General features: G+C 70.6%; 22 protein-coding genes and 3 pseudogenes. 7 read left to right on the forward strand and 18 right to left on the reverse strand.

Features of this window, described 5'->3' with window-relative positions:
• Positions 1 to 100 precede the first annotated feature (100 nt).
• Positions 101 to 1078: pseudogene (locus DA075_RS28060) on the forward strand (3'-5' exonuclease).
• A 213-nt stretch (positions 1079 to 1291) separates the two neighbouring features.
• Here DA075_RS28060 and DA075_RS28065 read toward each other — a convergent pair.
• The 12 genes from DA075_RS28065 to DA075_RS28125 all read right to left on the reverse strand — a co-directional run bounded on the left by DA075_RS28065 (position 1292) and on the right by DA075_RS28125 (position 13395).
• Positions 1292 to 3355 carry an ATP-binding protein gene (locus tag DA075_RS28065; protein WP_099956020.1) on the reverse strand — a complete coding sequence of 688 codons (2064 nt, stop codon included), beginning with the start codon at positions 3353 to 3355 and terminating at the stop codon, positions 1292 to 1294.
• Positions 3352 to 3882: a hypothetical protein gene (locus tag DA075_RS28070; RefSeq protein ID WP_099956021.1), complete on the reverse strand. Its 531-nt coding sequence runs from the start codon at positions 3880 to 3882 to the stop codon at positions 3352 to 3354. The genes DA075_RS28065 and DA075_RS28070 overlap by 4 nt, the downstream gene beginning before the upstream one ends.
• Positions 3882 to 5054: an SIR2 family protein gene (locus tag DA075_RS28075; protein WP_236012695.1), complete on the reverse strand. Its 1173-nt coding sequence runs from the start codon at positions 5052 to 5054 to the stop codon at positions 3882 to 3884. Before DA075_RS28075 ends, DA075_RS28070 begins: the two co-directional genes overlap by 1 nt.
• Positions 5055 to 5305: 251 nt before the next feature.
• Complete coding sequence (locus DA075_RS28080) at positions 5306 to 6601, reverse strand: RNA-guided endonuclease InsQ/TnpB family protein (protein ID WP_099956022.1); 1296 nt, start codon at positions 6599 to 6601, stop codon at positions 5306 to 5308.
• A 203-nt stretch (positions 6602 to 6804) separates the two neighbouring features.
• Positions 6805 to 7185: a hypothetical protein gene (locus tag DA075_RS28090; RefSeq protein ID WP_060850403.1), complete on the reverse strand. Its 381-nt coding sequence runs from the start codon at positions 7183 to 7185 to the stop codon at positions 6805 to 6807.
• A gap of 233 nt (positions 7186 to 7418) precedes the next feature.
• Positions 7419 to 8057, reverse strand: a complete 639-nt coding sequence (locus DA075_RS28095; RefSeq protein WP_091891602.1) for a c-type cytochrome — start codon at positions 8055 to 8057, stop codon at positions 7419 to 7421.
• A gap of 105 nt (positions 8058 to 8162) precedes the next feature.
• On the reverse strand, positions 8163 to 8861 hold the full coding sequence (locus tag DA075_RS28100) for a copper-binding protein (protein WP_091891599.1): 699 nt from the start codon (positions 8859 to 8861) through the stop codon (positions 8163 to 8165).
• A gap of 71 nt (positions 8862 to 8932) precedes the next feature.
• The gene (locus DA075_RS28105; protein WP_091891596.1) at positions 8933 to 9217 is read right to left on the reverse strand and encodes a copper-binding protein; all 285 of its coding nucleotides are present in this window, start codon (positions 9215 to 9217) and stop codon (positions 8933 to 8935) included.
• Between the two features lie 171 nt (positions 9218 to 9388).
• Positions 9389 to 10810, reverse strand: coding sequence for a multicopper oxidase family protein (locus DA075_RS28110; protein WP_091891621.1), 1422 nt, complete (start codon positions 10808 to 10810; stop codon positions 9389 to 9391).
• 34 nt (positions 10811 to 10844) lie between these two features.
• On the reverse strand, positions 10845 to 12452 hold the full coding sequence (locus DA075_RS28115; RefSeq protein WP_099956023.1) for a TolC family protein: 1608 nt from the start codon (positions 12450 to 12452) through the stop codon (positions 10845 to 10847).
• A complete protein-coding gene (locus tag DA075_RS28120) occupies positions 12452 to 12760 on the reverse strand; it encodes a hypothetical protein (protein ID WP_099956024.1) in 309 nt (102 codons plus the stop codon). Before DA075_RS28120 ends, DA075_RS28115 begins: the two co-directional genes overlap by 1 nt.
• Before the next feature lie 179 nt (positions 12761 to 12939).
• The gene (locus DA075_RS28125) at positions 12940 to 13395 is read right to left on the reverse strand and encodes a hypothetical protein (protein WP_099901528.1); all 456 of its coding nucleotides are present in this window, start codon (positions 13393 to 13395) and stop codon (positions 12940 to 12942) included.
• Between the two features lie 484 nt (positions 13396 to 13879).
• Between DA075_RS28125 and DA075_RS28130 the strand changes: the two are divergent.
• A pseudogene (locus tag DA075_RS28130) lies at positions 13880 to 14203 on the forward strand (IS21 family transposase); the annotation flags it as partial.
• A gap of 1115 nt (positions 14204 to 15318) precedes the next feature.
• Here DA075_RS28130 and DA075_RS28135 read toward each other — a convergent pair.
• From DA075_RS28135 to DA075_RS28150, 4 genes and pseudogenes are all read right to left on the reverse strand, one after another.
• Positions 15319 to 15531: a hypothetical protein gene (locus tag DA075_RS28135; protein ID WP_244936403.1), complete on the reverse strand. Its 213-nt coding sequence runs from the start codon at positions 15529 to 15531 to the stop codon at positions 15319 to 15321.
• A 92-nt stretch (positions 15532 to 15623) separates the two neighbouring features.
• Positions 15624 to 16958 (reverse strand): MFS transporter, encoded by a 1335-nt coding sequence (locus DA075_RS28140; RefSeq protein ID WP_099956026.1) that lies wholly within the window; start codon positions 16956 to 16958, stop codon positions 15624 to 15626.
• 7 nt (positions 16959 to 16965) lie between these two features.
• Positions 16966 to 17229: pseudogene (locus tag DA075_RS28145) on the reverse strand (nickel/cobalt efflux protein RcnA); the annotation flags it as partial.
• Between the two features lie 427 nt (positions 17230 to 17656).
• Positions 17657 to 18028, reverse strand: a complete 372-nt coding sequence (locus DA075_RS28150; RefSeq protein WP_060850413.1) for a DUF305 domain-containing protein — start codon at positions 18026 to 18028, stop codon at positions 17657 to 17659.
• Between the two features lie 334 nt (positions 18029 to 18362).
• Between DA075_RS28150 and DA075_RS37215 the strand changes: the two genes are divergently transcribed.
• The 3 genes from DA075_RS37215 (at position 18363) to DA075_RS28165 (ending at position 20167) form a co-directional block, all read left to right on the forward strand.
• Positions 18363 to 18653 carry a hypothetical protein gene (locus DA075_RS37215; protein WP_082742923.1) on the forward strand — a complete coding sequence of 97 codons (291 nt, stop codon included), beginning with the start codon at positions 18363 to 18365 and terminating at the stop codon, positions 18651 to 18653.
• A 258-nt stretch (positions 18654 to 18911) separates the two neighbouring features.
• On the forward strand, positions 18912 to 19520 hold the full coding sequence (locus DA075_RS28160; RefSeq protein ID WP_099956027.1) for a sigma-70 family RNA polymerase sigma factor: 609 nt from the start codon (positions 18912 to 18914) through the stop codon (positions 19518 to 19520).
• Positions 19517 to 20167: an NrsF family protein gene (locus tag DA075_RS28165; protein WP_099956028.1), complete on the forward strand. Its 651-nt coding sequence runs from the start codon at positions 19517 to 19519 to the stop codon at positions 20165 to 20167. The genes DA075_RS28160 and DA075_RS28165 overlap by 4 nt, the downstream gene beginning before the upstream one ends.
• 65 nt (positions 20168 to 20232) lie before the next feature.
• Here the strand turns inward: DA075_RS28165 and DA075_RS37790 are convergent, their stop codons facing one another.
• Positions 20233 to 21132: a DUF6036 family nucleotidyltransferase gene (locus tag DA075_RS37790; protein WP_244533648.1), complete on the reverse strand. Its 900-nt coding sequence runs from the start codon at positions 21130 to 21132 to the stop codon at positions 20233 to 20235.
• Complete coding sequence (locus DA075_RS28180; protein ID WP_123834464.1) at positions 21129 to 21620, reverse strand: hypothetical protein; 492 nt, start codon at positions 21618 to 21620, stop codon at positions 21129 to 21131. Before DA075_RS28180 ends, DA075_RS37790 begins: the two co-directional genes overlap by 4 nt.
• 117 nt (positions 21621 to 21737) lie before the next feature.
• On the opposite strand from DA075_RS28180, the gene DA075_RS28185 reads away from it, so the two are divergent.
• A complete protein-coding gene (locus tag DA075_RS28185; protein WP_060850918.1) occupies positions 21738 to 22022 on the forward strand; it encodes a hypothetical protein in 285 nt (94 codons plus the stop codon).
• Between the two features lie 135 nt (positions 22023 to 22157).
• A complete protein-coding gene (locus DA075_RS28190; RefSeq protein ID WP_099956029.1) occupies positions 22158 to 22559 on the forward strand; it encodes a hypothetical protein in 402 nt (133 codons plus the stop codon).
• The last annotated feature ends 56 nt before the right edge of the window (positions 22560 to 22615 follow it).

Below are 22615 nucleotides of genomic sequence, written 5' to 3' on the forward strand. Positions count from 1 at the left end.
CCCCGGGATATGGCCACCTAAGTCCGGGTGCGTTCAGATGTGGTGGCAATGCCTCGGAGTAGCATCCGCGCCGCGGCGCGAACCCTGTGAGGTCTCGAACATGTCCCTGAGGTCCATCGCGAACGTGACCGCGCGCCGTGGCACCCCAACATCGGGCGGCACGGTCGGCCCCGCTGCGGGCGCGACGTCGCTCGACGGCCAAGCCCCCGCGACCCCGCGGAGACACCGTCCGGCCTGGCCGGAGGCGTGGGCCGGCGCCGCGGAGCCTGTCGGCCTCCACCAGGCGTTGCTCGTCCTCGATATCGAGACGGTGCCCGACGAGGAGAAGGTCCCGGCGGATTGGCCGTCCGACAGGTTCCCGAAGGCGGCCTGGCACAAGGTGATCGCGGTCTCCTTCGTCGAGGCGGCCATCGCCCGCGACGCGGCGACCGGGACCGAGGCATACCAGATCCGGTCGTGCCGGAGCGGGGGCGAGCCAGGATGGGACGAGGAGCGCCTGCTGCGGGCCTTCTGGAAGTTCTTCGCGGCCGGCCGCTACAGGGTCGTGACCTGGAACGGCCGCAGCTTCGACCTCCCCACGCTCCTGCTGCGCTCGTTGATGCACGGTATCGCGGTGCCCTCCTGGTACAGGAGGGGGACCAAGTGAGACGGCTACGGCCGCCGCTACGCCGTGGACTGGCATGCGGACTTGATGGAGGCGATGGCCGAGTACGGGGCCTGCGCGCGCCTGACCCTGGAGGAGGCCGCCGGGCTCGTGGCCCTGCCCGGGAAGCTGGGCGAGCACGGCTCGCAGGTCGCCGCCATGGTCGCCCGCGGCGAGATCGGGCGCGTGCGGGCCTACTGCGAGACCGACTGCCTGAACCTCTTCGTGCTGTACCTGCGCTGGGCGCACCTCACCGGAAAGACCAGCCCGGAGGCCCACGACGCGGCCGTGGACGGCCTGATCTGGTACCTGGGAGCCGAACGCTTGGCGCGCCCGCATCTCGGTGTCTTCGTGGACGCATGGCGGCGGGCGACCGAATCCCGGCCCGCCTTCGTCTCCCGGCCGCCGCGGTCTTGGCCCGACGTCGCGGGTTGAGATCGGCCGGCCCGGACGCTCCCGCGCACGGCCGGGACGGGCTCGCCGGCGCCGCGGGCTTGGTCGGACGGGGGCAACCATCGTGAGCCGAGCCCCCTGGGAAGGGATAGAACACGCCGTCCTGTCCCGCCGGACGTCCTCGACGCCGTTGGGCCGAGGCGAGCACGCCCCGGCAAGATAGGCCGCGACGCTCTGGCTGACACCCGCGCCGATTCAGCCAGCCGCACTCAGGTCCCTGGTCCTCCCGAGCACGCCCGCCATCGCCGGTGCAATGTCCGTTGAGCGCGTGACCGAGGCCCCGCCCCCGGAAACCAGATCCAGGTCGTGACGCCGGCCGGGGGCCATGGGCTCGCTGATCAGGCGCCGGCACAGCAACTCGGCCAGCGAGGGGTCCTCGACGGCACAGACGATCTGCCGACCCGACCGCTGCAGGGCGGAGAGCACCTCGACAAGGTGCAGGGCCCGGAAATCGTCGATGTGCTGAACCGGGTCGTCGAGCATGAGCGTCCGCCAGGTGCACCACGGTCGGGATAGGTGCACGGAGAGGAGGAAGGCCAGGCCGGCTGCGCGCCTCTGCCCGCTGCTGAAGACGAATTGCGGGTTCAGCCCGTTGCCGACCCTCAGGCTCAGGAAGCGCTTCACGTCGCCGCGGATGCCGTAATCGATGGTGCGCCACTCGGAATGCGGGCGTAGCCGTTGGTACAGCTCGTTCAGCAGCGGGCTGATGACCGCGAGGCGCTCGTCGATGATCTCGGCATTCGTCCTGCGGACGGTACGGTCCAGCGTCCGGGCGGTGGTCACGGCCGTCCGGACCCGCGCGAGCCGGTCCCCCGCGGCGTCGGCCTCCACCCGGAGCGCTTCGACGTGCGCTTCGAGATCCGTCACGCGTTCCACCGCTTGCGAGGCCTCCAAGGTGAGGATGCTCCGCTCCAGGTCGATCAACCGACTCCGTTCGGCCTGCACGGCCGCGTCGAGGGCGCCGGCGTCGTGCGCGAGCTTCCCGTCCAGCGAGCGTCGCACGAGCTCGGCCGACAGCGCCTCTTCGCGGGCCGACAGCTCGGCCTCGGCGGACGCGAACCGGAGGACCGCTGCCTCGGTCTCCCGCAGGATCTCGGCCGCGGCCTCGTGCCGGGTCCGGGCCGCCGCGAGCTCGGCGCGCGCCTCCGGCACCCCCGAGTGCCGGGCGGCGAGCCGCTCGCGCGCAGCCGCGAGCCCTGTCTCGAATTCGGAGGCGCCTTGCGGCGCGCGACAGAGCGGGCAGCGGTCGTCATGAAGCCCGACCCGGCTGCCATGGTCGACCAGGATGGCCAGCGACGCGGCGAGCGCGTCGGTCTCCTGCTCCCGGCGAAGGCGCGCCTCGGCGGCCTCCAGCGCGTGGCGGGCCTCCCGGACCGCGGCCTCGGCCTCGGCCGCCGCCACCGCCGCCGCGTCCCGGCCCGCCCGGAAGTCGGGGCCCGCGACCGTGTCGCGCAACGCGGTCACCGCGCGAACCTCGTCCGCGACCCGGCCCATCTCGCCGAGGCCCAGCCGGCGGCCGGCCAGCGCCTGCCGCGCCGCCGAGACCCGGCTCCCCAAGTCCTGGCCGCCGGCCGCCGTCAGCCCATCCAGGCTGGACAGGGCCGCGGCGATGTCGCCGGCCTTCAGGGCGACGTCCCGGGTTTCCTCCAGGTCGGTCAACGCCGCCGTCAGGCGCGCGCGCGCCTCCTCGTAGGCGTGCGCGGCGGCATTGTGCGTGCCCTCGGCGGCGGACAGGACCTCTCGCGCCTTGGCGGCGTAATCCGGACCTTCGATGGCACCCAGCGCCGCGCGCACGAGCTCGAAGCGCTGCGTTTCCGTGAGGTCGAGGCTGAGCGCCGCGATCCATTCGTCGCGGATGATGGAGGTCCTGCAGACCTGCTGCAGCGCCCGCTCCGGCTTCGCGCCCGGAACGCAGAGCATCGCCTCGATGCGCGCCGCGTCCCGGTCGGCGCCGGTCTCGCGCGAGCGCGTCACGGCAAAGCCGCTCCCGTCATCGGCACGGAATCCCACCGTGACGAAATGCGCCTCCGGCTGCCCTTCGCCGCGCCACCAGACATAGTCGTCGAGGCTTTCCTTCGCCGCTTTGTCGACGAGGTACTTGTCGATCTGGCCCGTGAGGGCGAACTCGACCGCGTCGCACAGCGTGCTCTTCCCGACGCCGTTGCGGCCGCAGATGACGGTGAAGCCGGGGCCGAAATCCACGCGTTGGCGCTCCCGGAAGCCCCGGAAGCCGCACAGTTCGAGGTAGTCGAGCCTCATGGCGCATCCACCAGGATGCGCGCCACGTCGGGAGCGCTCGCGGCGCCCAGGAAGGCGGCCACCGCGGCGTCCGGGACGTCGCTCAACCGCGCCCGCAACCGCGCCCGGTAGTCGGCGCCGCCGATCGCGGGCGCGCTGAGCACCGGCAGCAGGGGCAACAGCGACCTGCGCAGGTCGGCGGCCGTGCGCAGGTCGCCGCGCGCGATCTTGCGGGTCATGGAGAAGTCCTCCTCGATCCGCTCGATCTGCCGCGCGAGGACGGGGTCGGAATCGCTGGCCAGGAACAAGGCGTAGACGTTCCAGGCCTTCGCGCCCGCGGAGCGCAGTGCGGCCGCATGTCGGCCGAGCGTGGCCTGCTGGACTTGCCGCCAGTCGGCGAGCAGGCTCTCGCCGGTCCCGAAGACGTGCAGGAACCCGGCGACGGAGGCGTTCTCGAAGCAGACGACCGGCACGCTGCCGCCCGGCCAGGTCCATGTCTCGTAGCCGGCCGAGCGGAGCAGCACTTCGGATTGGGTCGCGATGTCCATCACACACCGAGCTCCTGGCGTGCGGCGGGAAGGTCGAGCCACGCCGCTGATGCGCCCGGCCGGATGATGTCGCCCGGACGGCCCTCCCGCACGAGGTTCACAGGCAGGCCGACGTCGATGGCTCCGGCGCAGACCACGACGTCGGCGACGTCGAACGGCGTTTCCCTGAACCGGTCCTGCGTCGTCTGGAGCAGCGTGCCCGAACCGTTCACGACCCTGACACGACGGCCCGCGAGATCATAGCCTATGGATGTCTGGACGGCGCCGGCGCGGCGCAGCAACAGGTGCGCGTAGCCCAAGACCTCGGAGTGGCCGGGGTTGCGCAAGGTTGCGGCGGCGGTGGCCGGCACCCCCTCGGCGTCCCGGCGAAGGCCGTAGAGGTCCTCGCTGCCCAGATCGGGCGGATCAAGCCAGGTCGGCTCGCACGCCGCTCCCGTTTCCCTCTCCAACGCGGCGCGTCCGGCGTGCAGCACCTTGCGGAGGTAACCCTGGGAGAACGCCCTGCGAAGTTCGTCCAGGACCTCGGCCCCCGAGCGCCTGACATGCGCGAAGCGGACGTTCCCCGAATTGGCCAACGTCCAGAGTTCGGGGGCCTTGGCCTGCAGGACGTCCTCGCCCGCGAGGTCGACCAAGGTCACCGACAGCGGCGCGACGCCCGTCATCGCCTCGGCGAGAACGGCATTGAGGTAGGACCAGTCCGACCAGAAGCCGACGACGAGCAGGTCCTTCTCGCGCAGGTTCGCCGCCATCCAGGTCTTGGTCTTGGCGATGCGCGCGGCGACCACGCCGTCCTCGGTGAGCTGGGAGGCCGTCCAGACCGTGGCGCGGCGCTCGCGCACCGAGCAGCCATGGAACTTGAGCAAGGGCGCGTGCTTACGGGCCCGCACGGTCGCCTCGTCGCCGTCGAGCGAGGCGGCGAGGTCGAACCCGTAATCCTGCGCGCGACGCTCGATCAGGTTGTCGTAATTTGCCGAGACGGCGCCGGCAGCCATGCGCGTGATCAGGAAGTCCGCCACCGCCGCGTGGCCGGCGTTCGGCGGCCTGACGAAGCTCTCCCAGGGAACGAGGGCCTCGATGAAGACCGAGCCGAGGGTGTCGTCCCTCGCGAAGATCTCCGCCAAGGCTTCCAGGTCGCCGCGCAACTCCGGCGGGCACGCGGGGTCGATGCTCATAACGTACCGGTCGTAGCAACTGGCGGCCACGGACCATGCCGACGGTAGTGAACTCGGCGGCGCCATCGACAGGCCGGCACCGCAGAGTATGACGAGGCGCCCCGCCTCCATGGAGGCGAGCAATCGCGCACGAACCGCTGCGTCCAAGCCGCCCCCCCTTTGCCGCGCAAACCTTCGCGATGGCGATAGACCGAGATCACACTCAAGTTGACATCCTCCCCGCCCTGAAGGACGGGGATTCCTACCGCGTGTCAGGCCGCCAGGGCCGGGCCCGCCTCGGTGGGTTCCTGGGCCGACGCCCGAACGGGCGAAGCATCTCCGCAGGCTAACCGGGCGTGCCCCGCCCTTGCGATGTTGATCGACGCCACGTCGTCCGCATTCCCCGCATGGCCGCACGCCACGCACCGGAACACGGCCTGGCTCGGGCGGTTCCCCGCCGCCACGTGCCCGCACTCGGGGCACGTCCGGCTCGTGTTCGGAGCCGGCACCGGCAGCAACCAGCCGCCGAGCCACTCCTGCTTGTACCCGACCTGCCGGCGGAACTCGCCCCAGCCCTGGTCCAGAATGGCCTTGTTCAGTTCCGCCTTCTGCCGGACGTTCACGCCCGGCTCCTCGACCGTCCCGGCCGCGCTCGCCGTCATCGCCCGCACGTCCAGGTCCTCGACGCAGACCACCGCGTGGTTCTTGCTGACGGTCGTCGAGGCCTTGTGCAGGAAGTCGGAGCGGATGCGGGCGATGCGTGCCTGGACCCGTTGTACCTTCGCCTTCGCCTTCCTCCAGTTGCTGCTGAACCTGATCTTGCGGGCCATCGCCCGCTGCGCCTTGGCGAGCGACGCCTCGGCCTTGCGGAACGCGTTCGCCGGCTCGATGACGGTGCCGTCGGACAGCGTGGCGAAGCGCGTCACGCCGACGTCGATGCCGACAAGCGTCGTCGACGGGTGGACCGGCCGCTCGACCTCGCGCTCGGTCTGGACCGAGACGTGCCACTTGCCGGCCTTCAGCGAGACGGTGACCTGCCCGACCCCGCCCTCGACGGCGCGGGAGGCGCGGCAGCGCATCCAGCCGAGCTTGGGCATGCGGATGCGCCCGTTCGGCTGGTCGAGCTCGACCTTCTGCGGGTGGCGGAAGGCGTCGTTCTTGCCCTTCCTCTTGAACTTGGGGAACTCGGCCCGTCCCTCGAAGAAGTTGCGGTAGGCGCGGTCGAGGTCCTTGAGCGCCTGCTGCAGAACCTGGCTGTGCACCTCCTTGAGCCAGGAAGTGTCGGGTTCGGCCTTGCAGGCGGTGAGGTGCTTGCAGAGGTTGGCGTAGGAGAGGTGCTTCCCGCCGGCGGCGTACCTTTCCTTCCGCAGGGCGAGGGCCCTGTTGAAGACGTAGCGGCGCGCGCCGCAGGAGCGGCGCATGAGCCGTTCCTGCGCGCCGTCGGGCCGGAGGACGAATCGGTATGCCTGGACGCGAAGCACAGGCCGAGGATAGAACGAATGCGGAACGAAGGCAAGGGGATTGGATCGGTGCCCGGGCAGGCTTCTGTCGCGGCCGGCGCTATCCATCCCCGCCCTGAAGGACGGGGCCTTCCGCGCTTCTACGGTCACCGGAACCAATTCGCACCCGACCGGGTGGACGCTTTCGTGGCATGGCTTCGCGGCATGCCGGGCCGCGGCTTCCTGGGACGGCCGGCGAACTGGCCCGCCTGACAAGCGAGCCGCGGCGCCGACAGTCACCGTCCCGGCCGCCGGTTCGTGAACCCGGCCGCTCAAGCCTTGTTCGTGAACCGCGCGGAGGCGGCCTTGCCGCCGACCTTGAGCGACACCGTGGCCACGACCTGGCCGGTCGCCGCGACGGGCAGCTTGCCCTGCACGCTGTTGGCCCCGGCCGGGCTGAGGGCGACCTTGTAGCTCTTGCCGCCGACGAGCACCGTTGCGGTGCCTGAGACCTGCGCTGCCGGAACGGGCTTGCGCATCTCGTCCAGGATGTAGACCGTCACGTCGGTGTCCTTCACCACGAGTTCCAGCCAGAGCTCCTGGGCCTCCTGCACGAGGCCGCCGTGCACGGCCTGGGGCGGCTCGCCATGGGCGAGGGCAGAACCGGATGCGAGGCTGAGGGCGAGAATCAACGGTATCGCGTGGGTCTTCATTGCAAGTCTCCGTGCGGTCTTGTGTTCATCTGGCCGCGTGCCATTCCGCGCGACCTTCGCCGCCGAAGGCCGCAGGGTCGGAGCGGCTGACGGCAAGCGTCCGATCCTGCCGCCCATGCCGTCTGGACGCGTATGCCGCGACGGCTTGGTTCGGGGGACGACGGACGGGCCTCCAATGCGCCGCCGGGCCGGTGTGAAGGCCCTGTCGGCGACCGCGTCGCGGGCCGCGGCCTTCAATGGCTGTGCTTGTGGCCTGGGCCCCCGTCCGGCTGCGACGCAGTCGAGGGTAGGTCAGCCGGCTTCGTGCCGTCCATGCCGGCGGTACCATGATTCATGCTGCCGTGGTCGCCGGCTGCCTGCGCCTGCATCCACAGGTCGTTGTAGTCGTCGTCGGACAGGTCCGGCAGCTTCCGCAGCAGCGCGACCGTCGACCAGAGCATCTCGTCCCCGTCGCTCGCCATCGACGGCATGCCGCTCATCTTGATCCCGTTCTTCAGGATCCAGAACAGCTCGCCCGGGCTGTAGCGCCCCGCCGCACCCTTGAGGTTAGGCGGTTCGGGATACATGCCCTCGGCCACCTCGCTGCGCTTGGCGCCCGGTCCGCCATGGCACGTGGCGCAGTGCTCGGCGAAGTGTCCGACGGCCGGCACCAACCTGGTCTGCTCGTCGTAGCCCGGCGGAGGCAGCAGGCCGGCCGCATGGGCTCGGATCGAGCGCACCCGTGCCGTGTCCAACACCCACGTGGTCAGGGCCCAGTGAGGCTCCGTGGCGGCGACGTTGAAGACGCCCGCGTAGACCACGGCCGCGGCGGCGACCGTCGCCAGGATGCCGGCCGAGAGCAACGTGAGGAAGACGATCTTGGCGGTTCGCATGGAGGTGTCCTGAGTGACCGGTTTCGAGCCGGGCCGCCCACGCGTCAGGTGCGGGGGCGCCGTCGGCCGACCTGGGATGAGCGCGCTCTCGTCGGATTGGTCTTCTCACCGCGCCTTCTGGATGCGCGTGATGGCAAGCTGCCCGTTCACCCGGTCGGCGGAGAACCGGACCCGGTCACCGGCCTTCACCCCCTTCAGGATGGCGGGGTCGGCGACCCGGTAGGCCATGGTCATGGCGTCCATGTCGATGTTCGGGATGCGCTCGTGGTCCAGCGTGACCTTGCCAGAGGCCTCGTCGACCTTCTGGACGGTCCCGCTCACGAGAGGCGTGTTGGCGACGGGCTTGGCGGGGGACGCCGGAGCGGGCGACGGCGACGCGGGCTGGGCCGAGCCCCCCGCCTGGGCCTGGCGGTCCAACGGACCCTGGCCGGACGGCGTCTGGTTCGGCTGCGGCCGGTAGTCCGACTGTCGGTTCCGGACCTGCCATTCCTTAAGGGCGTCGATCTTCTGCTGCTGCTCGTCCTGGATCTTCTGCGCGGTCTCGCGCAGCTGCCGGTCGCCGCCGTAGTCGAGCTGCGCCTTGGCAAGGAAGAGGGACTGCTCGTAGCTCGCGATCAGGAGCTCGGCGAAGTCCCGGTCGGGGTCGCCGGTCAGCTTGAGGTTCCTGAAGCGGTCGGCCATGACCTCGCGCACGCGCTCCAGGGCGGCCGGGGCACCCTTGGCAGGTTGCGCCCAAGCCGCCCCCGATACCGGGCCGGCGAGCGCCACGGCCATGGCGGCGGCGAACAGGGATAAACGTCGCATGTGACTTCCTCCGCGGCATGGGGCCGCCGCGCGGGATCGGGCGTGTCCGCGCGGCGGGCCCGTTCGAGGCGCTACTTGGCTTTTTGGATCTTGGTGACGGTGTACTGGCCGCCGGCTTCGTCGACGTCGAACTCGACCTTGTCCCCGGACTTCAGGTCCTTGATCATCGCCGGGTCCTTGACCTTGTAGGCCATGGTCATGGCGTCCATGTCGAGCTTCGGGATGCGCTCGTGGTCCAGCGTGACCTTGCCGGACGCCTCGTCGACCTTCGTGACCGTGGCCTTGACCGATTGCGCCCAGGCCGGACTCGCCAGGGCCAGCAGCGCGGCAAGGGCGAAGGGAGGTACCTTCCTCATCGTATTCTCCTGATGGTCGCTGTGCCGCTGCACGGGCACTTGTTCAGGGGGCGATGGTGCCCGCGCAGCGGCTTTCGGGCGGACTAGGTCCACCCGAATTCGTCCGCCGGTCCGCGCCCGCATCGGGGCGCCGTTCCGGCGGAAGCTCGGATGACATCCGGCATCGCCGGGTCAGTGGTTTCCGTGACCGCCCGAGTTGGAGGCCGTCCGGCGCTTGCGCGGGTCGACCACGCGCAGGTCCGTCTCGCGGGCGCGCTTGCCCCGGGGGGTGTTCGGATCGCGGCTGGGTTCGGGTAGGGGCTCGCCCGTCCACTCGTAGGCCAGCGTGCCCTCCGGGTGCTGGTACCAACCGGGGTCCCTGTAGTCGCCGGGCGCCACGTCGGGGCGGACCTTCAGCACGGTGAACATGCCGCCCATCTCGACCGATCCGAACGGGCCGGCGCCGGTCATCATCGGCAGCGTGTTCTCGGGGAGCGGCATCTCCATCTCGGCCATGGAGCCCATGCCGGTCGAGCCCATCGGCATGTAGCCGGGCGCGATCCTCTGGATGCGCTTCGCCGTGCTCTTCAGGTTCACGCCGATGTAGGTGCGCACCGAGTGGCCCATGGCGTTCATGGTGTGGTGCGACTTGTGGCAGTGGACCGCCCAGTCCCCCAGGTTGTCGGCGTTGAACTCGATGGCCCGCATCTGGCCGACCGCGACGTCCGCGGAGACCTCGAACCACTGGCGCTCGGGCGGGATCCAGCCGCCGTCGGTGCCCGTGACCTTGAAGTCGACGCCGTGGACGTGGATCGGGTGGTTGGTCATGGTCAGGTTGCCGAAGCGCATCCGCACCTTGTCGCCCTGGCGCGCGACCATGGGTTCGATGCCCGGCCAGACCCGGCTGTTGAAGCACCACATGTTCATGTCGAGCATCGTGTTGACCTTGGGCACGTAGGACCCGGCCTCGATGTCGTAGGCGTTCAGGAGCCAGACGAAGTCGCGGTCGACCCGCCGCTCGGCGGGATCGCGCGGATGCACGACGAAGAAGCCCATCATGCCCATCGCCATCTGGACCATCTCGTCCGAGTGCGGGTGGTACATGAAGGTGCCCGAGCGCCTCAGGATGAACTCGTAGACGAACGTCTTGCCCGGCGGAATGCCGGGCTGGTTCAGGCCCGCCACCCCGTCCATCCCGTTGGGCAGGGTCTGGCCGTGCCAGTGGACGGCGGTCGCCTCCGGCAGCTTGTTGGTGACGAAGATGCGCACCTTGTCGCCCTCTACCGCCTCGATGGTTGGCCCGGGAGACTGCCCGTTATAGCCCCAGAGATGCGCCTTCATCCCGGGGGCCATCTCGCGCACGACCGGCTCGGCCACGAGATGGAACTCCTTCCAGTCCCCGCGCATGCGCCAGGGCAGCGTCCAGCCGTTGAGCGTCACCACCGGCTGGTAGTCCACCCCAGTGGTCGGCACGAGCGGCGGCTGCGTCGTCGCCTTGTCCATCGAGGGAGCCTCGGGCAGGCCGGCGGCCTGCGTGCGGCCGCTGATCATGGACGTTCCTGCGAGGACGAGCCCCCCGGCGCCCAGCAGTCCCCTTCGCGAGATGTCAGTCATCGGTTTCTCCATGGGTCTCGTGGGGGGAGCGGCATCAGCCGCCGGGCGTGGCGGCCGCGAGGGTTTCGCCTCCGCCGCCGGCCACCGCCTCGGCTCCGGCCGACTCGCCCCCGAAGCCTTCGCCGGTGAAGCCGCCGCCGATGACGGCCGCCCTGAGGTCGGTCGCCGCGATCCAGAAGTCGCGTTGGGCCTCGATGGCCTGGATATTGCTCAGGATCCGCGAGCGGGCGTCGATGATCAGCGTGGTGACGTCGATCAGCATGCCGCTGTACTGCAGCAACGCCTGGTCCTGGATCGTCTTGCGCAGCGGCAGCACGCTGCCCTGGTAGTGCCGGGTGATGTCGTATTGGCCGCGGTAGCGCTGGTAGGCCTCGCGGACCTCCGAACGGGCGTTGACCGCCTTCTCCGCGAGGCGATGGGCGGCGCCGAGATAAGCCTCCCGCGCTCCGCGCACCACCGTCGTCCCGAAGTCGTAGATCGGGATGACCAAGTCGACGGTGTAGCCGCGGCCGAAGCTCTTGTCGCGCGTGACGTTGAAGCCGCCCTGCTCGTTCAGCTCGAACGCCTTCGAGCGCTCGTAACGGTCGGAGTAGCCGATATCGAGCACGTTGATGAAGCCGCTGACTTGGTTGAGGCCGTACTGGCCCGCGAGCGACTGGAGTTCGAAGCGCGCCGTCTGGATGTCCGCGCGCTTCTTGATCGCCTCGGCCTCGATCTGGGTGCCGCTCACCAGCCGACCGGGCAGCGACGGCAAGCCGTTCGGCAGCTTGAAGTCGATCTCGCGCCCCCACAGGCCGAGCAGGCGGATCAGCTTCTCGCGCTCGACCCGCTGCAGGACGCGCGCCTTGGCGAGCTGCGCCCCGAGCTCGCTGTAGAAGGCGTGCTCGCGCGCCTGCTCCAGCTTGTTCAACGCGCCCGTCTCGCCGAGCTGCTTGGCCAGGGTGGAGGCGGAGCCGGCGCTCGCGAGCGCCTGCTCCAGGTAGGCGACGGACTGGTTCGCCGACACCGTGCGATAGAACTGGCGCCGCGCCTCGCCGGCGAGGCGCAGGACCTGCCCGACCGCGCGGTACTGCTCCGCCCTGAAACGGTTCCGCGCGATGGGGATGCGGACCGGCAGCGTCAGGAGCTCGATGAGGCTCGCGGTGAGCGAGCGCTCGACCTCCAGGGTGAAGTCGCCCCCGGTCCGGCTGAGGGAGAGCCGCGGGACCGGCGGCAACGTCGCCTGGACGAACTCGGCTTCCGACACGCCGAGGTCGTTGAAGGACGCCTGCAGGGCGCGGTTCTTCAGGAGGGCGACCTGTACCGCGCTGTCGGGCGTGAGCGGGCGCCGCAGCAATTGCTCCGCACGGGCCGCGGCGCCGATTGCCGCTGTCTCGTCGGACACCTTCACGATGTCCTTCCGCAGCTCCAGGGCGGCGTAGCCGTGCGCCGGGCCAAGACCACCGTCGGCCGAGAAGCCCACGCAGCCGCCAAGCGTCACCCCGACCGTTACCAGGAGGGCGGCGGTCCGGGCGCGACGGCCGGGCGACGCTGCGGCGACCCGGCACGCACCGGACCCGCGAGACTGAGGCGCGGTCATCCGTGGGTTCCCTTTGGGGGTGAGTCCGTGGGCGGGCGGGGTTTGGTTACAGGGCTCGCGCATCACCGCCCTCCCGTGTCGCGCTTGCCGCCCATGCCGGGCATGGTCATGCTGGGCATGCGGGAGTGGTCCATGCCCTCCATGCCGCCCGAGCCGGACCTCGGTGTCACGGCGCGGTTGAGCTCGCGCCAGTCCTTGGGATCGACCACGTCGTAGCGCGTCACGCCCGCGGTGACCGCGGAGTAGCGCGGCGCGCGCACGGCGGCGGCGGGGTTGGCCGGGGCAACCAGCCAGTCCGGCGCGGCGGTGGGCACGCAGGCCGCGAGCGGCAAGGCCGTGAGCGCCACGGCCGGCCTGAGGAAGGTGAGCATCGCTTCGGATCCCGAACGGGGGCTGGCGGCCGCGCTCAGGGGCGCGGACCGGCGGACAGGGAGGGGGCGCGGGCAGGCGCGGCTGAGCCGGCCGGGCCGGGCGCGGCCTGCGCAGGCAGGATCCTGGTCAGGGCGCGGCCGGGAGCGGCGGGAGGGGGCGGGCGTCTGGCCCGCCGCGGTCAGGCGCGGTGCCTGGGGGGCCGCTCGATGCGCAGGGGACGCGGCTGGGCGACGCCGTCCTCCTGGGCCAGGCCGATGGGCTCGGAGGGGCGCAGGACCAGCGCCGTGCCCGACCAGGGCGCGTCCGGCAGGGCCGCCTGGCAGGCCAGGGGGCAGCAGGTGGCCACGCAGCCGGCCGGCCGCGTGTGGTGGCCGTGCGGGTCCGGGTGGTGCTGGCCGGCCGAGGCGAGCCGGTGGCACTCGGGGACGTCCGCGCCGTCCGCCTGGCCGCTCGCTGCCGCGGGCGCGTCGGCGGGGCCGGCTGCGGGCCGATGCTGGGCGTGCGGGTCGGCGGGGGCCTGGTCGACGGCGGCGTGGTCGGCCGCGGCGTGGCGCTGCATCGTGCACGGCGCCGCCGGGGCGATGGCCACGGCCATCGCCAGCACCGCGAGCAACATTGCGCGAAGAACTGCCAAGGACCCAGAGACCCTTCAAACCCGGAGGAGTCGTCGCACAAATGGACTTGCCCGGCAATGCACGAACACTTTGATTTAAGATGAAGCGGCGTCGGCGCTCGGCGCTGTTGGAATTCGGTCACAGGCCGTCCCCGCACGCGGCGGATATCGGCCGTCGGGACTTCGGCCGGAGGCTATGGCAGTGCTTGCCTGGCGGTGCATGGTTTGGAAGTCCCCGCGGAACTTGCGATTGTTCATGGTCTCGCCGAGCTCGCGTCGGTGAGGCTGCCGCCAGGGCATCAAGGTGAGCCGGCGCCCCGGTCCGGCCCGCCGAGGCCCTCGTTCCCCCTCGGTGACGACGGGGTCCCAAAACCGATGGCACCGGTCCGCTGAGCTGTGAGATCGCCTGCAATGTTAGCCCCCTGAGGGGCGATTATCGCGTCCAATCCTAGCCCCCTCGTCCCTGGCGATGGACCTCTCTGGCCGAGGGCCGGAGGGACAAAGGATGACGGGTGTGGACACGATCGCGCGGATCCGGTTCGAGCACCATCAAAACGGCAAAGGTATCAAGCGCATCGCCCGCGAGCTGGGCATCGCGCGCGATACGGTGCGCAAGGTGCTGCGCTCGAACGCCACCGTCTTCGCCTACAAACGCGAAGTCCAGCCGCAGCCCAAGCTCGGCACCTTCGTGGCGGTCCTGACGGCGATCCTGGAAGCGGAAGCCAGGCTGCCCCGGCGCGAGCGGCGCTCGACCCAGCGCCTTTTCGAGGAGTTGCGCGGGCGCGGCTACGAGGGCGCTCACGACAGCGTGCATCGCTTCGTGAAGACCTGACGGACGACGTAGCACGGCCCGAGCCGCGCTCAGATCCGACAGCAAGGGGGCTAACCTTGGACGCGAAAGAGGGGCTGATCTTCGAAGCAATTTGACACGCTGAGCCGGGCATGCCCATGCGCGCACCGCCGACGTATGTGCAGCGGCGCTCGTGGCGCCGCCCTCCCCCGCAGGCCGCCAGGTTGGCACTTCAAGTCTTCCCGGAAGGGCGCAAGCACGCGTCGGGCCGTGATACTCGGACGCGTGTCCCCGTGGCGTTCCGGGGGGGGCAATTCCGTGACGGGCGCAGCGCCTGCCGGACACGGACCAGGCACCGAACGAGCCGCGATCCAGACCCTGCCACCGCGTCTCAACGCTGAGCGCCGGCTGGCCGGGGACGCTCGATCAAGACACGTGGGGGCGCCGGCCGGATCGATTCCGTCGTCAGTATGGCGTCCGGCGAACCGAACGCGGGGCGCGAGTTTCGATACCGTTCAGCCCGCCACGACGGGGGGACGTTGTCCCAGGCGCTCGCAATCGCCTGATCCGGTATCTCGGACATCAAGGCGGCGCTCAGAATGGCGGCGCGGATCATGGCTACGTTTCCCATCCTTAAGAAGCTCGACGCTTCCTCGAATGAGTTCGGGCCCGACGCGGGAAGGTTGCAGGCGGTCGCAATCTCTTGGCCTGCGGTCCCAGGGATGGCTTCGGGAACCGCGTCGGGGAGCCCGGCCCAGCGTTGCGGCCTCCTCCCCGTTCTCACGGCCCGGAACGCGCACGCGTTCGCGGCCGGACCGTCGTGGCAGCTCAGATATAAAGGGCAGACGCCGTCCCGGCGTGCCGCCGCACGTGCGGAGCCGGCCGAACGCCGTTTCGCCAAGCGCTTCGCTCAGGGTGATGGCCTCCCCAGCCCGCCGCCTTCGAGACTCGATGTGCCGCGTCACGGCAGCCTGGGACGTCGCGAGACCAGCTCTGGAGGCAACCTCGCCCGAGTTCGAGTCCTTCGGAAGCGGCGCGGTTCCCCCTCCCCCGTCGGGCCGACCCTCGGTCGCGGGGACGGCAACAAATCGCTCTGGGCGGAGCTTGGCGACGAGCCCCGCGTCCCGGGGCGTCCGACGGCCTCTTGCCCCGCCTCACCGCACCGCCATCGGGAAATGCCGCTCGATCAGGGCACAGGCGGCGCGGACGCCCCGCAGGTCCGCCATCCGGTCGAACTCGGCCGCGCCGGCACGCATGGCCGGGGCCCCCGTCCCGGCACCGAGATGCTCGTAGCAGCGCCGTGCCGTGTCCACGATCTCGGGGTTGAAGCGTTCGAAGGTGCACTGGGCCTGCGCCTGCCGCAGCATGCCGTGCATCCTGAGGAAGCCGACGCACTCAACCGTTCCTGCCGGTCCGCAGGCCACGACCAACGCGAGCGCGAGCAGGCGTGCCGCCAGCGTCAACCCGGCCGGGCCGCGGGCCAGCGTTGGTGCAGGTCGTCGATGACGAAGGCGTGGGCATGCCGGCGCGTCCCGACACCGTCCAGGTGCGGATGGCCGGGGTCGAGGTCGGGGTGCGCGTGCTCGACGACGTCCGGGTCAGAAACCGGCCAGAGCGCCGCCGCCGCGGCGATGGCGACCAAGGTCAGCGCGCCCAGCACCGCCAGCGTGACCGGCATGCCCGCCTTCGCGCCGAGCCAACCGGCAAGTGGATAGGTCAAGAGCCAGGCGACGTGCGAGAGCGCGAACTGGGCGGCGAACACGGCCGGGCGGTCGCCGGGCGTCGCGGAGCGCCGGAGCAGCCGTCCGGTCGGGGTCTGCGCGGCGGAGTAGCCGATCCCGAGCGCCAGCCAGGCGGCCAGCAGCATAGGCCAGCCGATGACGCCGCCCCAGGTCGTGGCGGCAAAGCCGAGCAGAACGACGCCGAGGAACACCGCCGCCGGGAGCATGACCGTGCGGTCGGGCAGCCGGTCGAGCACCCGCGGCAGCAGCAGGGCCGCCAGCATCGAACCGCCCCCGAACAGCCCGAGCGCCACCGCGACGTCGTTCTGGGGCCGTTGCAGGAGGGCCTGCACGATCACCACCGTGTTGACGATGACCATGGAGCCGGCCGCCGCCACCGCGAGGTTCAGGGCGAGAAGCCCGCGCAGCCGCGGCGTGGCGAGGTAGATCCGCAGACCGCGCGTGGTGCGCTCGTAGACCCCCGCCCGGCGCTCGGGCGGCGTCGGGGACGGGAGCGCCACCGAGACGACCAGGACGGCCGAACACAGGAATCCGACGACCGTGCCGCCGAACAGCCAGTGGAAGTCGATGACCGTCAGCAGCAAGGCGGCCAGTGTCGGACTGAGCAGGTTCTCCAGGTCGTAGGCGAGGCGCGAGAGCGACAGCGCCTGGGTGTAGTCACGCTCGTCCGGGAGGATGTCCGGGATGGTCGCCTGGAAGGTCGGCGTGAAGGCCGCCGAGCACGCCTGCAGGACGAACACCAGCAGGTAGACCTGCCAGACCTGGCCGACGAAGGGCAGGATCAGGGCGACGCCGGCCCGGACGAGGTCGGTCGCCACCAGGAAGGCGCGGCGGGGCAACTGCCCGGTGAAGGCGTTCGCGATGGGCGCCACCAGCACGTAGGCCACCATCTTGATGGCGAGCGCCGTGCCCAGCACCGCCCCGGCCTCCGCGCCGGCCAGCTGATAGGCCAGCAGACCGAGGGCCATCGTCAGCAGGCCTGTGCCGATCAGGGCGATGACCTGCGCGGCGAACAGGTGGCGGTAGGTGCGGTTCGCGAGGACGCTCAACATGCCGGCCTCAGGGAAAACCGACCGGCCGGTAGAGCCAGGCCGCGAGCGTGGTCGCCTCGTGGTGGCGACCCTGCCCTCCGAGCCAGCCGGTATAGAGGCCGACCGGCACGATCAGGACGGCAGAGGCATAGGGGGCCCGGTGTGCGAAGGCACCGAACCCAGGCCAGCGCGAGGCGGCGTGCCGGACGCCCAACGCCGCCAGTACCCCGGCCGACACCATGGTGAGCGCCAAGCCGATGCCGAAGCAGGCGACCAGAACGAAGCAAAGCGTCGGTAACGCTTGAGGCGGCGGAGTGTCTTTCCTCTAGCGTCGGCGACGCTTCTTGAGTTGAACGCCCTTGGACCGCCGACGCGCCAAGTGAGGCAGTTCGCAGGAGCCTATGACACGGCAATTTGCCCGGCCGCAATCCCACGTGATCCGGCGTCTCAGTAGGGCCGAGCCTCGGGGACCGGGCCCGATGCCGAGCGGCCGGGGCGCGGGCGCGCCCGAGCGATAAGGGATCGCGTGACGCCACCCGGCCTCTCCCCGCCTCCGGCCGCGTCCGTGGGCGCTTCCGGAGGCGGGGAGAGGCGCGTCTGTCCGTCTTGATCTCGACCTGCTCGGATGCCGTCGGGCGGCGGCAGGCGGTCCGGCAGCCCAGCCGTCGAAGTGCCGACCTGGCCTGTCTGCAGTCCGAGGCCGAGCCGACGGCCGAAGGCTATTTTTCCTTGCGGATCTTAGCCTGAATCTCGCGCAGGCTCTTCTCGTTCTCCTCCTTCGTCTTGCGGGCTTCCTTCACGACCGTCTCGTCCTTCGAGTGCTTGATGGCGGCCTCGGACATGTCGACCGCGCCCTGGTGGTGCGCCGCCATGCCTTTCATCCAGGCGAGGTCGGGATCGGGATCCATCATCCCCTGCATCATCGCCTTGTTCATCTTGTCCATGGCCTCCATGGAGGCCTTCTGCAGTGGGCCCATGTTCTTCATGTCCATGTCCGACATGGACGCGCCCTGGCCGCCTTGGGCAAACGACGGCATCGCGCCGGGAGCCATGATCGCCATGGCAACGAGCGCGGTTCTCACGACCTTCATGCGTGCCTCTCTCTTCTATACCCTACGGGGGTACAACCCGGTTGGAGTGGTCCAAGTTCGCGGTCGGCACGCCTTTCTGTGCGGCCCGGTCCCATGCCGAACTCGGCCGCGCGTCGGTGCCCGCCGGCCGGCCACCCGCCTGTCCTCGGCGGGCGACCGCCGCGGTCGGCCGCGACGCCGCGGGCGCGCCGCACGACCGGAGAGAGCGCGCCGCCCGGTCAGGAGGCGAGCGGATCGGTGATCGACAGGCTCCTCGGTTTACGCGGGCACCCGCCGCCGGGAAAGAACCGGCGACGGGGGACCCGGTCAGTCCCGGCTTCGGCGTTCCCCGTCAGTGGCGCTCCTCGCCGTGGTGGCCGCCCTCGCGCACGACTTCATGATGTTCCTCGCGATGGACCGCCTCGCCACGGTGGCCATGCGTCTCCCTGCGCTCGATGATGTGGCCGTGGCGCTCCGCGCCGTGGTGGTCGGCATGGCCGATCCCGACCTCGTCGAGGGCGCGGGCTGGCCCTGCCGCGGACCCGAACCCGGCCGTGGCGACCATGAGCAATCCGACCTGCAACAACCTAGGCATCTCGTCATCTCCATCCTTGCTCGGAGGCTCAAGAAACGCTCTTGGCCTTAAATACGATCCGGGGGTATATCGCGACGCTGGCCTCTCTCGCGGCGTTCCGCGCGGGGCACTGTAACCGGCCGCTCATGCGCTACGGATTGTCCCTAGTGGGCATTCGGTTCAGGCGAGACGGCCGGACGAGCGCGGCCGCGCCGGTCGGCCATGTCTCGTCGCGGGTTTGCCGGAGGCGGCGGAGCGGCGGCTGCGCGGCCCGCGGCGTTTATTCCGGGCGGGCACGCTCGTGTCGGGCGCGGGGCGGGCCGCAAGGACATGTCCAGTGACCGGGTCGGTGGCGGCTTCCGCGGATCGGCCGAGAGAGGCGTCTTGATCGGTCAGGAAAACGAGTTGCGGGCCTTGCTGTCGTCCGGCCTGGCCGGAAGCGCGACGGACTACCGCCTGTTCCTGGAGCGGCTTGGGCCGCACCTGAGGGCTTACTTCAAGGGTAAGCTCGCCCGCTCCGGACGCGCGGCGCCGGAAGCGGAGGATCTCGTCCAGGAAACGTTGATGGCGGTCCACACGCGACGGCACACCTACGATGTCGGCCAGCCGGTCACGCCCTGGCTTTACGCGATCGCGCGCTACAAGCTCATCGACCACCTGAGACGCACGCGCGCCTCGCTCGCCGACGTGCCCGTGGAGGACGCGGGCGAACTGGTCGCGCATGACGACCACGCCGCCGTAGAGAGCACGCTCGACGTCGAGCGTCTGCTCGGTCAGCTTCCGGGCAAGATGCGGCAGGCGATCCGGGCCATGAAGGTCGAAGGCCTGAGCGTGGCCGAGGCCGCGGCGCGCTCCGGCATGTCGGAATCGGCCATCAAGGTCAGCGTCCACCGCGGGTTGAAGGCGTTGGCCGCCATGGCAGGAGGCAAAGGGGAATGAAGACCGACGAACTCATCGGCTTGCTCGGCGCGAGCTTCGCCAGCGAGCCTGCCAAGTCTCCTGGCATGCTGCGGCGGATCGCGCTCGGGGCCGCCATCGGGGCCGCCGGGGCGCTCTGCCTCGCCCTTCTCGCATTGGGCGTCCGGCCTGACTTGGGTGAAGGCAAGTCACTGACCTTCCTCCTGGCCAAGCTGGCCTTCGCCCTCGCCGTCGGTGGCCTGGCCCTGCGTTACCTCGGTCGCATCGCTCGCCCAGGGGGCGAGAGGAGGGTGCATCTCGGCATCGCGGCCCTGCCGTTCGCGGCTGTCATGGTCCTCGCTGCCCTCAGCCTCGCCAACGCGCCTGCGGCACACTGGGGGACTATGCTCACCGGCCACATGTGGCTCGAATGCCTCATCTCCATCCCGGTGATCGCGGTGGTCCCCTTCGCGACCCTGATGTGGGTGGTCCGGAAGTTCGGCGCGCCGACGGACCTCGTCCGGGCCGGGGCCCTGGTCGGGCTCGCTTCGGGAGGTGTGAGCGCGATGGGCTACGCGATTCACTGCATGGACGACACCGTGCCCTTCATCGCGCTCTGGTACGGCGGCACGATTGCCCTCTGCACGCTGGCGGGCGCGCTTCTCGGGCCTCGCCTGCTGCGCTGGTAAGGCCGTCGGCTCACCCATACGCAAAAGCGAACCGCTCCCGGCCCGCCGCGCGCTTCAGGGGCGGGTCAGCCCGGAGGCGTCCAGTTCGGCCGTGGGTACCCGGACAGGTCACCGTGTCGCGCGGCGCGGACGCGCGGATGTGCATCCCACGCCTCCTGCGTCAGCTCCTCCCCGTCGATCAGGAAGGCGCTCGCCCCGTCCTGTGCCACCACCGCGGGGCCGAGAGGATTATCGAGGATATCGTAGAGCCCGGCCGCCTCGTTCCAGGCGCGGACCGAAACCGAACGGCGCTCGTCCATGAGGAAGGCGCAGTGCGTCCCCGCGGGATGGGGTGGCAGGACAGCCCCTGCCCGCACGGGTGCAGCGGTCGCGCGCCCGGGAGGCGAGGGAAGGCCGGCGAGGAAGGCGAGCGCACGCTGTGCCAGAACCTCCTCGAACCCGCATTCCGCTACGCGCGCCTGGATGACGGCAAGGTCGAGAGGCCGGGCCCGATGGTAGGCCGCGATGTAGTCCCTGTCCTTGTCGGCGAGGCGGGCGAGCTTGGAAACGATCAGGTCCTCCGGGCCGGGGGCCACCACCGTCACGGTCGCCGTGCCGTGGCCTCTCACCTCCCGCACCACCGCGCGCGAGGGCCACGAGGGCGGCAGGCGGGCGGTGCGGTCGTCGACGCCGTCGATGTAGAAACCGTGCGCCGTGTGGAAGTGCGAGCCCTCGCCGAAGATCACGGAGATCTCTTCGGATGCCTCCGCGAGGTCGTCGTCCTGGGCTGCCTCCCAGGCCCGAGCGTTGGCGGGATAGGCGTCGATCTCGGGCGACATGCACATCGTGACCGGCGCGCCGGGCCAGCCCACGAGGATGCCCTGGCTGCCGACGACCACCACGGTGCGAGCCTTGAAGTGCAACGCCAGCGAACGGGCTGTGCGCTCCAGGTCCGCGACCGTCCGGATCTCAATCGGACGGCTCACGCCGGAACGGAGGAGCCTTGGCGGCCGGCATGCGCCGCGCGTTGGGCGGCCGCGCCTTTACGTGCCAGGCGCCAGATCCGCTTCCGGACGTTCGGGTCGCGCACGAACGACACGCCCTCCCCTTCCAGGAACGGCGAGGACAGCCGAAGCCGCTGCATACCCTCGTCCCGCCGGGTGAGGAGTTGCCGGATCGTCCCCGGCGGCTGCCCAAGGATCTCGCGCCACTCGGAGACGAAGGTGCGCTCGGGGTAGTCCGCCTCAAGCCGCATGACGGCCATCTTGGCGCTATCGAGGATGCCCGGGTCGCGCGCGAGCCGACGCGCCACCAGCCGATGGATCATCAGCTTGGCACGGTCGTTCACGACTTCCCTGTTTACCTCGGGACGCACGGGATGCCTCCGGAGCCGCTCGTGTTTCGGACGGTGGCCATTATGCCCGACGCCCGGAAACCCGACAACGTCGAAATCGAGGCTCGGTTCGGCGTCCACAGAGCCTTGGCTCTCCGGGGAGGCAGGGCTCGGTCCTCTGTAACCCAGGATCTGCGGGTCCCGAAGTCGTTCGTAGCGGCGCCTCGAAGGCATACGCAAACGACGATGGAGCATTCGATGAAGTACATCCTTGCAGCCCTGGCGGCCTCCACGATCATGACGGGCGGCGCTTGGGCGCATCCGCGGCTGACCGGCGAGGCCGTTCCCTCGGCAGGCTGGAGCGTCCTGGAAGGCCCAACGGGAGCCGCGCCCGAGGTGACGGGCAGCCTCGGCCGCGTTTGGGAGGGGCGTGATCTCCAGGGACGGGACCTGAGGAGCAGCACGCGCGGAAATGCCCAGTTCCCCGAGCGTCCCGCCGCGGCCCAGAACCTCGGCACCACTTCGGGTGGACCCGCGTTCTAATCAACGTCGGGCACGTTGCGGGAGCGGCTGTAACCCGTGGGCCCGCACCCGCGAACTTGTATTCGCCGGACTCATCGCGAGCCCGGCGCGTCCGGGGCTAGGCAAAGCCCCCGATCAGTGGGATCTTGGGAGCGGATGTCGATCCGATCCACCATAGCGCGCCTGCTCACGGCCCTCGCCGTGCTCGGCCTGATCGCCGGGGCGTCCGTCGCCCCCGCGCAGGCGCGCGCCTTCGTGGGCGACGGCGTTCAGCGGGGCATGGTCGCTCAGCAAGGTGGCGTCACGACGCCACACGTCGCGCCGATGCCCGACGACATGTCGTGCTGCGATCCCGAGCCCTCGGGCCCGGACTGCCGCGACACCAAGGCCTGCCCCTTCGCGGCGGCCTGCGCCGCGAAGATCGTGCCGGGGATCCTGCCCTCCCCGCCTGCCGATGGCGGCCCGGTCGCTCCGGTCCTCCTGCCCGTTCGGCAGGACCATATCGGGCCGAGTTTGGCCGCAGCCCCGCAGGCCCCCCCTCCCAAACCGCGTTCCTGAGCACGCCCGAGAGCGGTGCCGCCCCGTGCGTGAGCATGCACGGCAGCCTTCGCGCA

The sequence above is a fragment of the Methylobacterium currus genome, from assembly GCF_003058325.1.
Taxonomy (GTDB): Bacteria; Pseudomonadota; Alphaproteobacteria; order Rhizobiales; family Beijerinckiaceae; genus Methylobacterium; species Methylobacterium currus.

What these genes read in the sequence shown, in the direction of transcription:
- DA075_RS28120 (WP_099956024.1), bottom strand. Translation starts at nt 12,760, where the DNA reads ATGCTCACCTTCCTCAGGCCGGCCGTGGCGCTCACGGCCTTGCCGCTC.
- DA075_RS28165 (WP_099956028.1), top strand. Translation starts at nt 19,517, where the DNA reads ATGAAGACCGACGAACTCATCGGCTTGCTCGGCGCGAGCTTCGCCAGC.
- DA075_RS28070 (WP_099956021.1), bottom strand. Translation starts at nt 3,882, where the DNA reads ATGGACATCGCGACCCAATCCGAAGTGCTGCTCCGCTCGGCCGGCTAC.
- DA075_RS28065 (WP_099956020.1), bottom strand. Translation starts at nt 3,355, where the DNA reads ATGAGGCTCGACTACCTCGAACTGTGCGGCTTCCGGGGCTTCCGGGAG.
- DA075_RS28105 (WP_091891596.1), bottom strand. Translation starts at nt 9,217, where the DNA reads ATGAGGAAGGTACCTCCCTTCGCCCTTGCCGCGCTGCTGGCCCTGGCG.
- DA075_RS28090 (WP_060850403.1), bottom strand. Translation starts at nt 7,185, where the DNA reads ATGAAGACCCACGCGATACCGTTGATTCTCGCCCTCAGCCTCGCATCC.
- DA075_RS28115 (WP_099956023.1), bottom strand. Translation starts at nt 12,452, where the DNA reads ATGCGCGAGCCCTGTAACCAAACCCCGCCCGCCCACGGACTCACCCCC.
- DA075_RS28080 (WP_099956022.1), bottom strand. Translation starts at nt 6,601, where the DNA reads ATGGATAGCGCCGGCCGCGACAGAAGCCTGCCCGGGCACCGATCCAAT.
- DA075_RS28075 (WP_236012695.1), bottom strand. Translation starts at nt 5,054, where the DNA reads ATGAGCATCGACCCCGCGTGCCCGCCGGAGTTGCGCGGCGACCTGGAA.
- DA075_RS28185 (WP_060850918.1), top strand. Translation starts at nt 21,738, where the DNA reads ATGAAGTACATCCTTGCAGCCCTGGCGGCCTCCACGATCATGACGGGC.
- DA075_RS28135 (WP_244936403.1), bottom strand. Translation starts at nt 15,531, where the DNA reads ATGCTGCGGCAGGCGCAGGCCCAGTGCACCTTCGAACGCTTCAACCCC.
- DA075_RS28150 (WP_060850413.1), bottom strand. Translation starts at nt 18,028, where the DNA reads ATGAAGGTCGTGAGAACCGCGCTCGTTGCCATGGCGATCATGGCTCCC.
- DA075_RS28100 (WP_091891599.1), bottom strand. Translation starts at nt 8,861, where the DNA reads ATGCGACGTTTATCCCTGTTCGCCGCCGCCATGGCCGTGGCGCTCGCC.
- DA075_RS28140 (WP_099956026.1), bottom strand. Translation starts at nt 16,958, where the DNA reads ATGTTGAGCGTCCTCGCGAACCGCACCTACCGCCACCTGTTCGCCGCG.
- DA075_RS28190 (WP_099956029.1), top strand. Translation starts at nt 22,158, where the DNA reads ATGTCGATCCGATCCACCATAGCGCGCCTGCTCACGGCCCTCGCCGTG.
- DA075_RS28095 (WP_091891602.1), bottom strand. Translation starts at nt 8,057, where the DNA reads ATGCGAACCGCCAAGATCGTCTTCCTCACGTTGCTCTCGGCCGGCATC.
- DA075_RS28160 (WP_099956027.1), top strand. Translation starts at nt 18,912, where the DNA reads ATGTCCAGTGACCGGGTCGGTGGCGGCTTCCGCGGATCGGCCGAGAGA.
- DA075_RS28110 (WP_091891621.1), bottom strand. Translation starts at nt 10,810, where the DNA reads ATGACTGACATCTCGCGAAGGGGACTGCTGGGCGCCGGGGGGCTCGTC.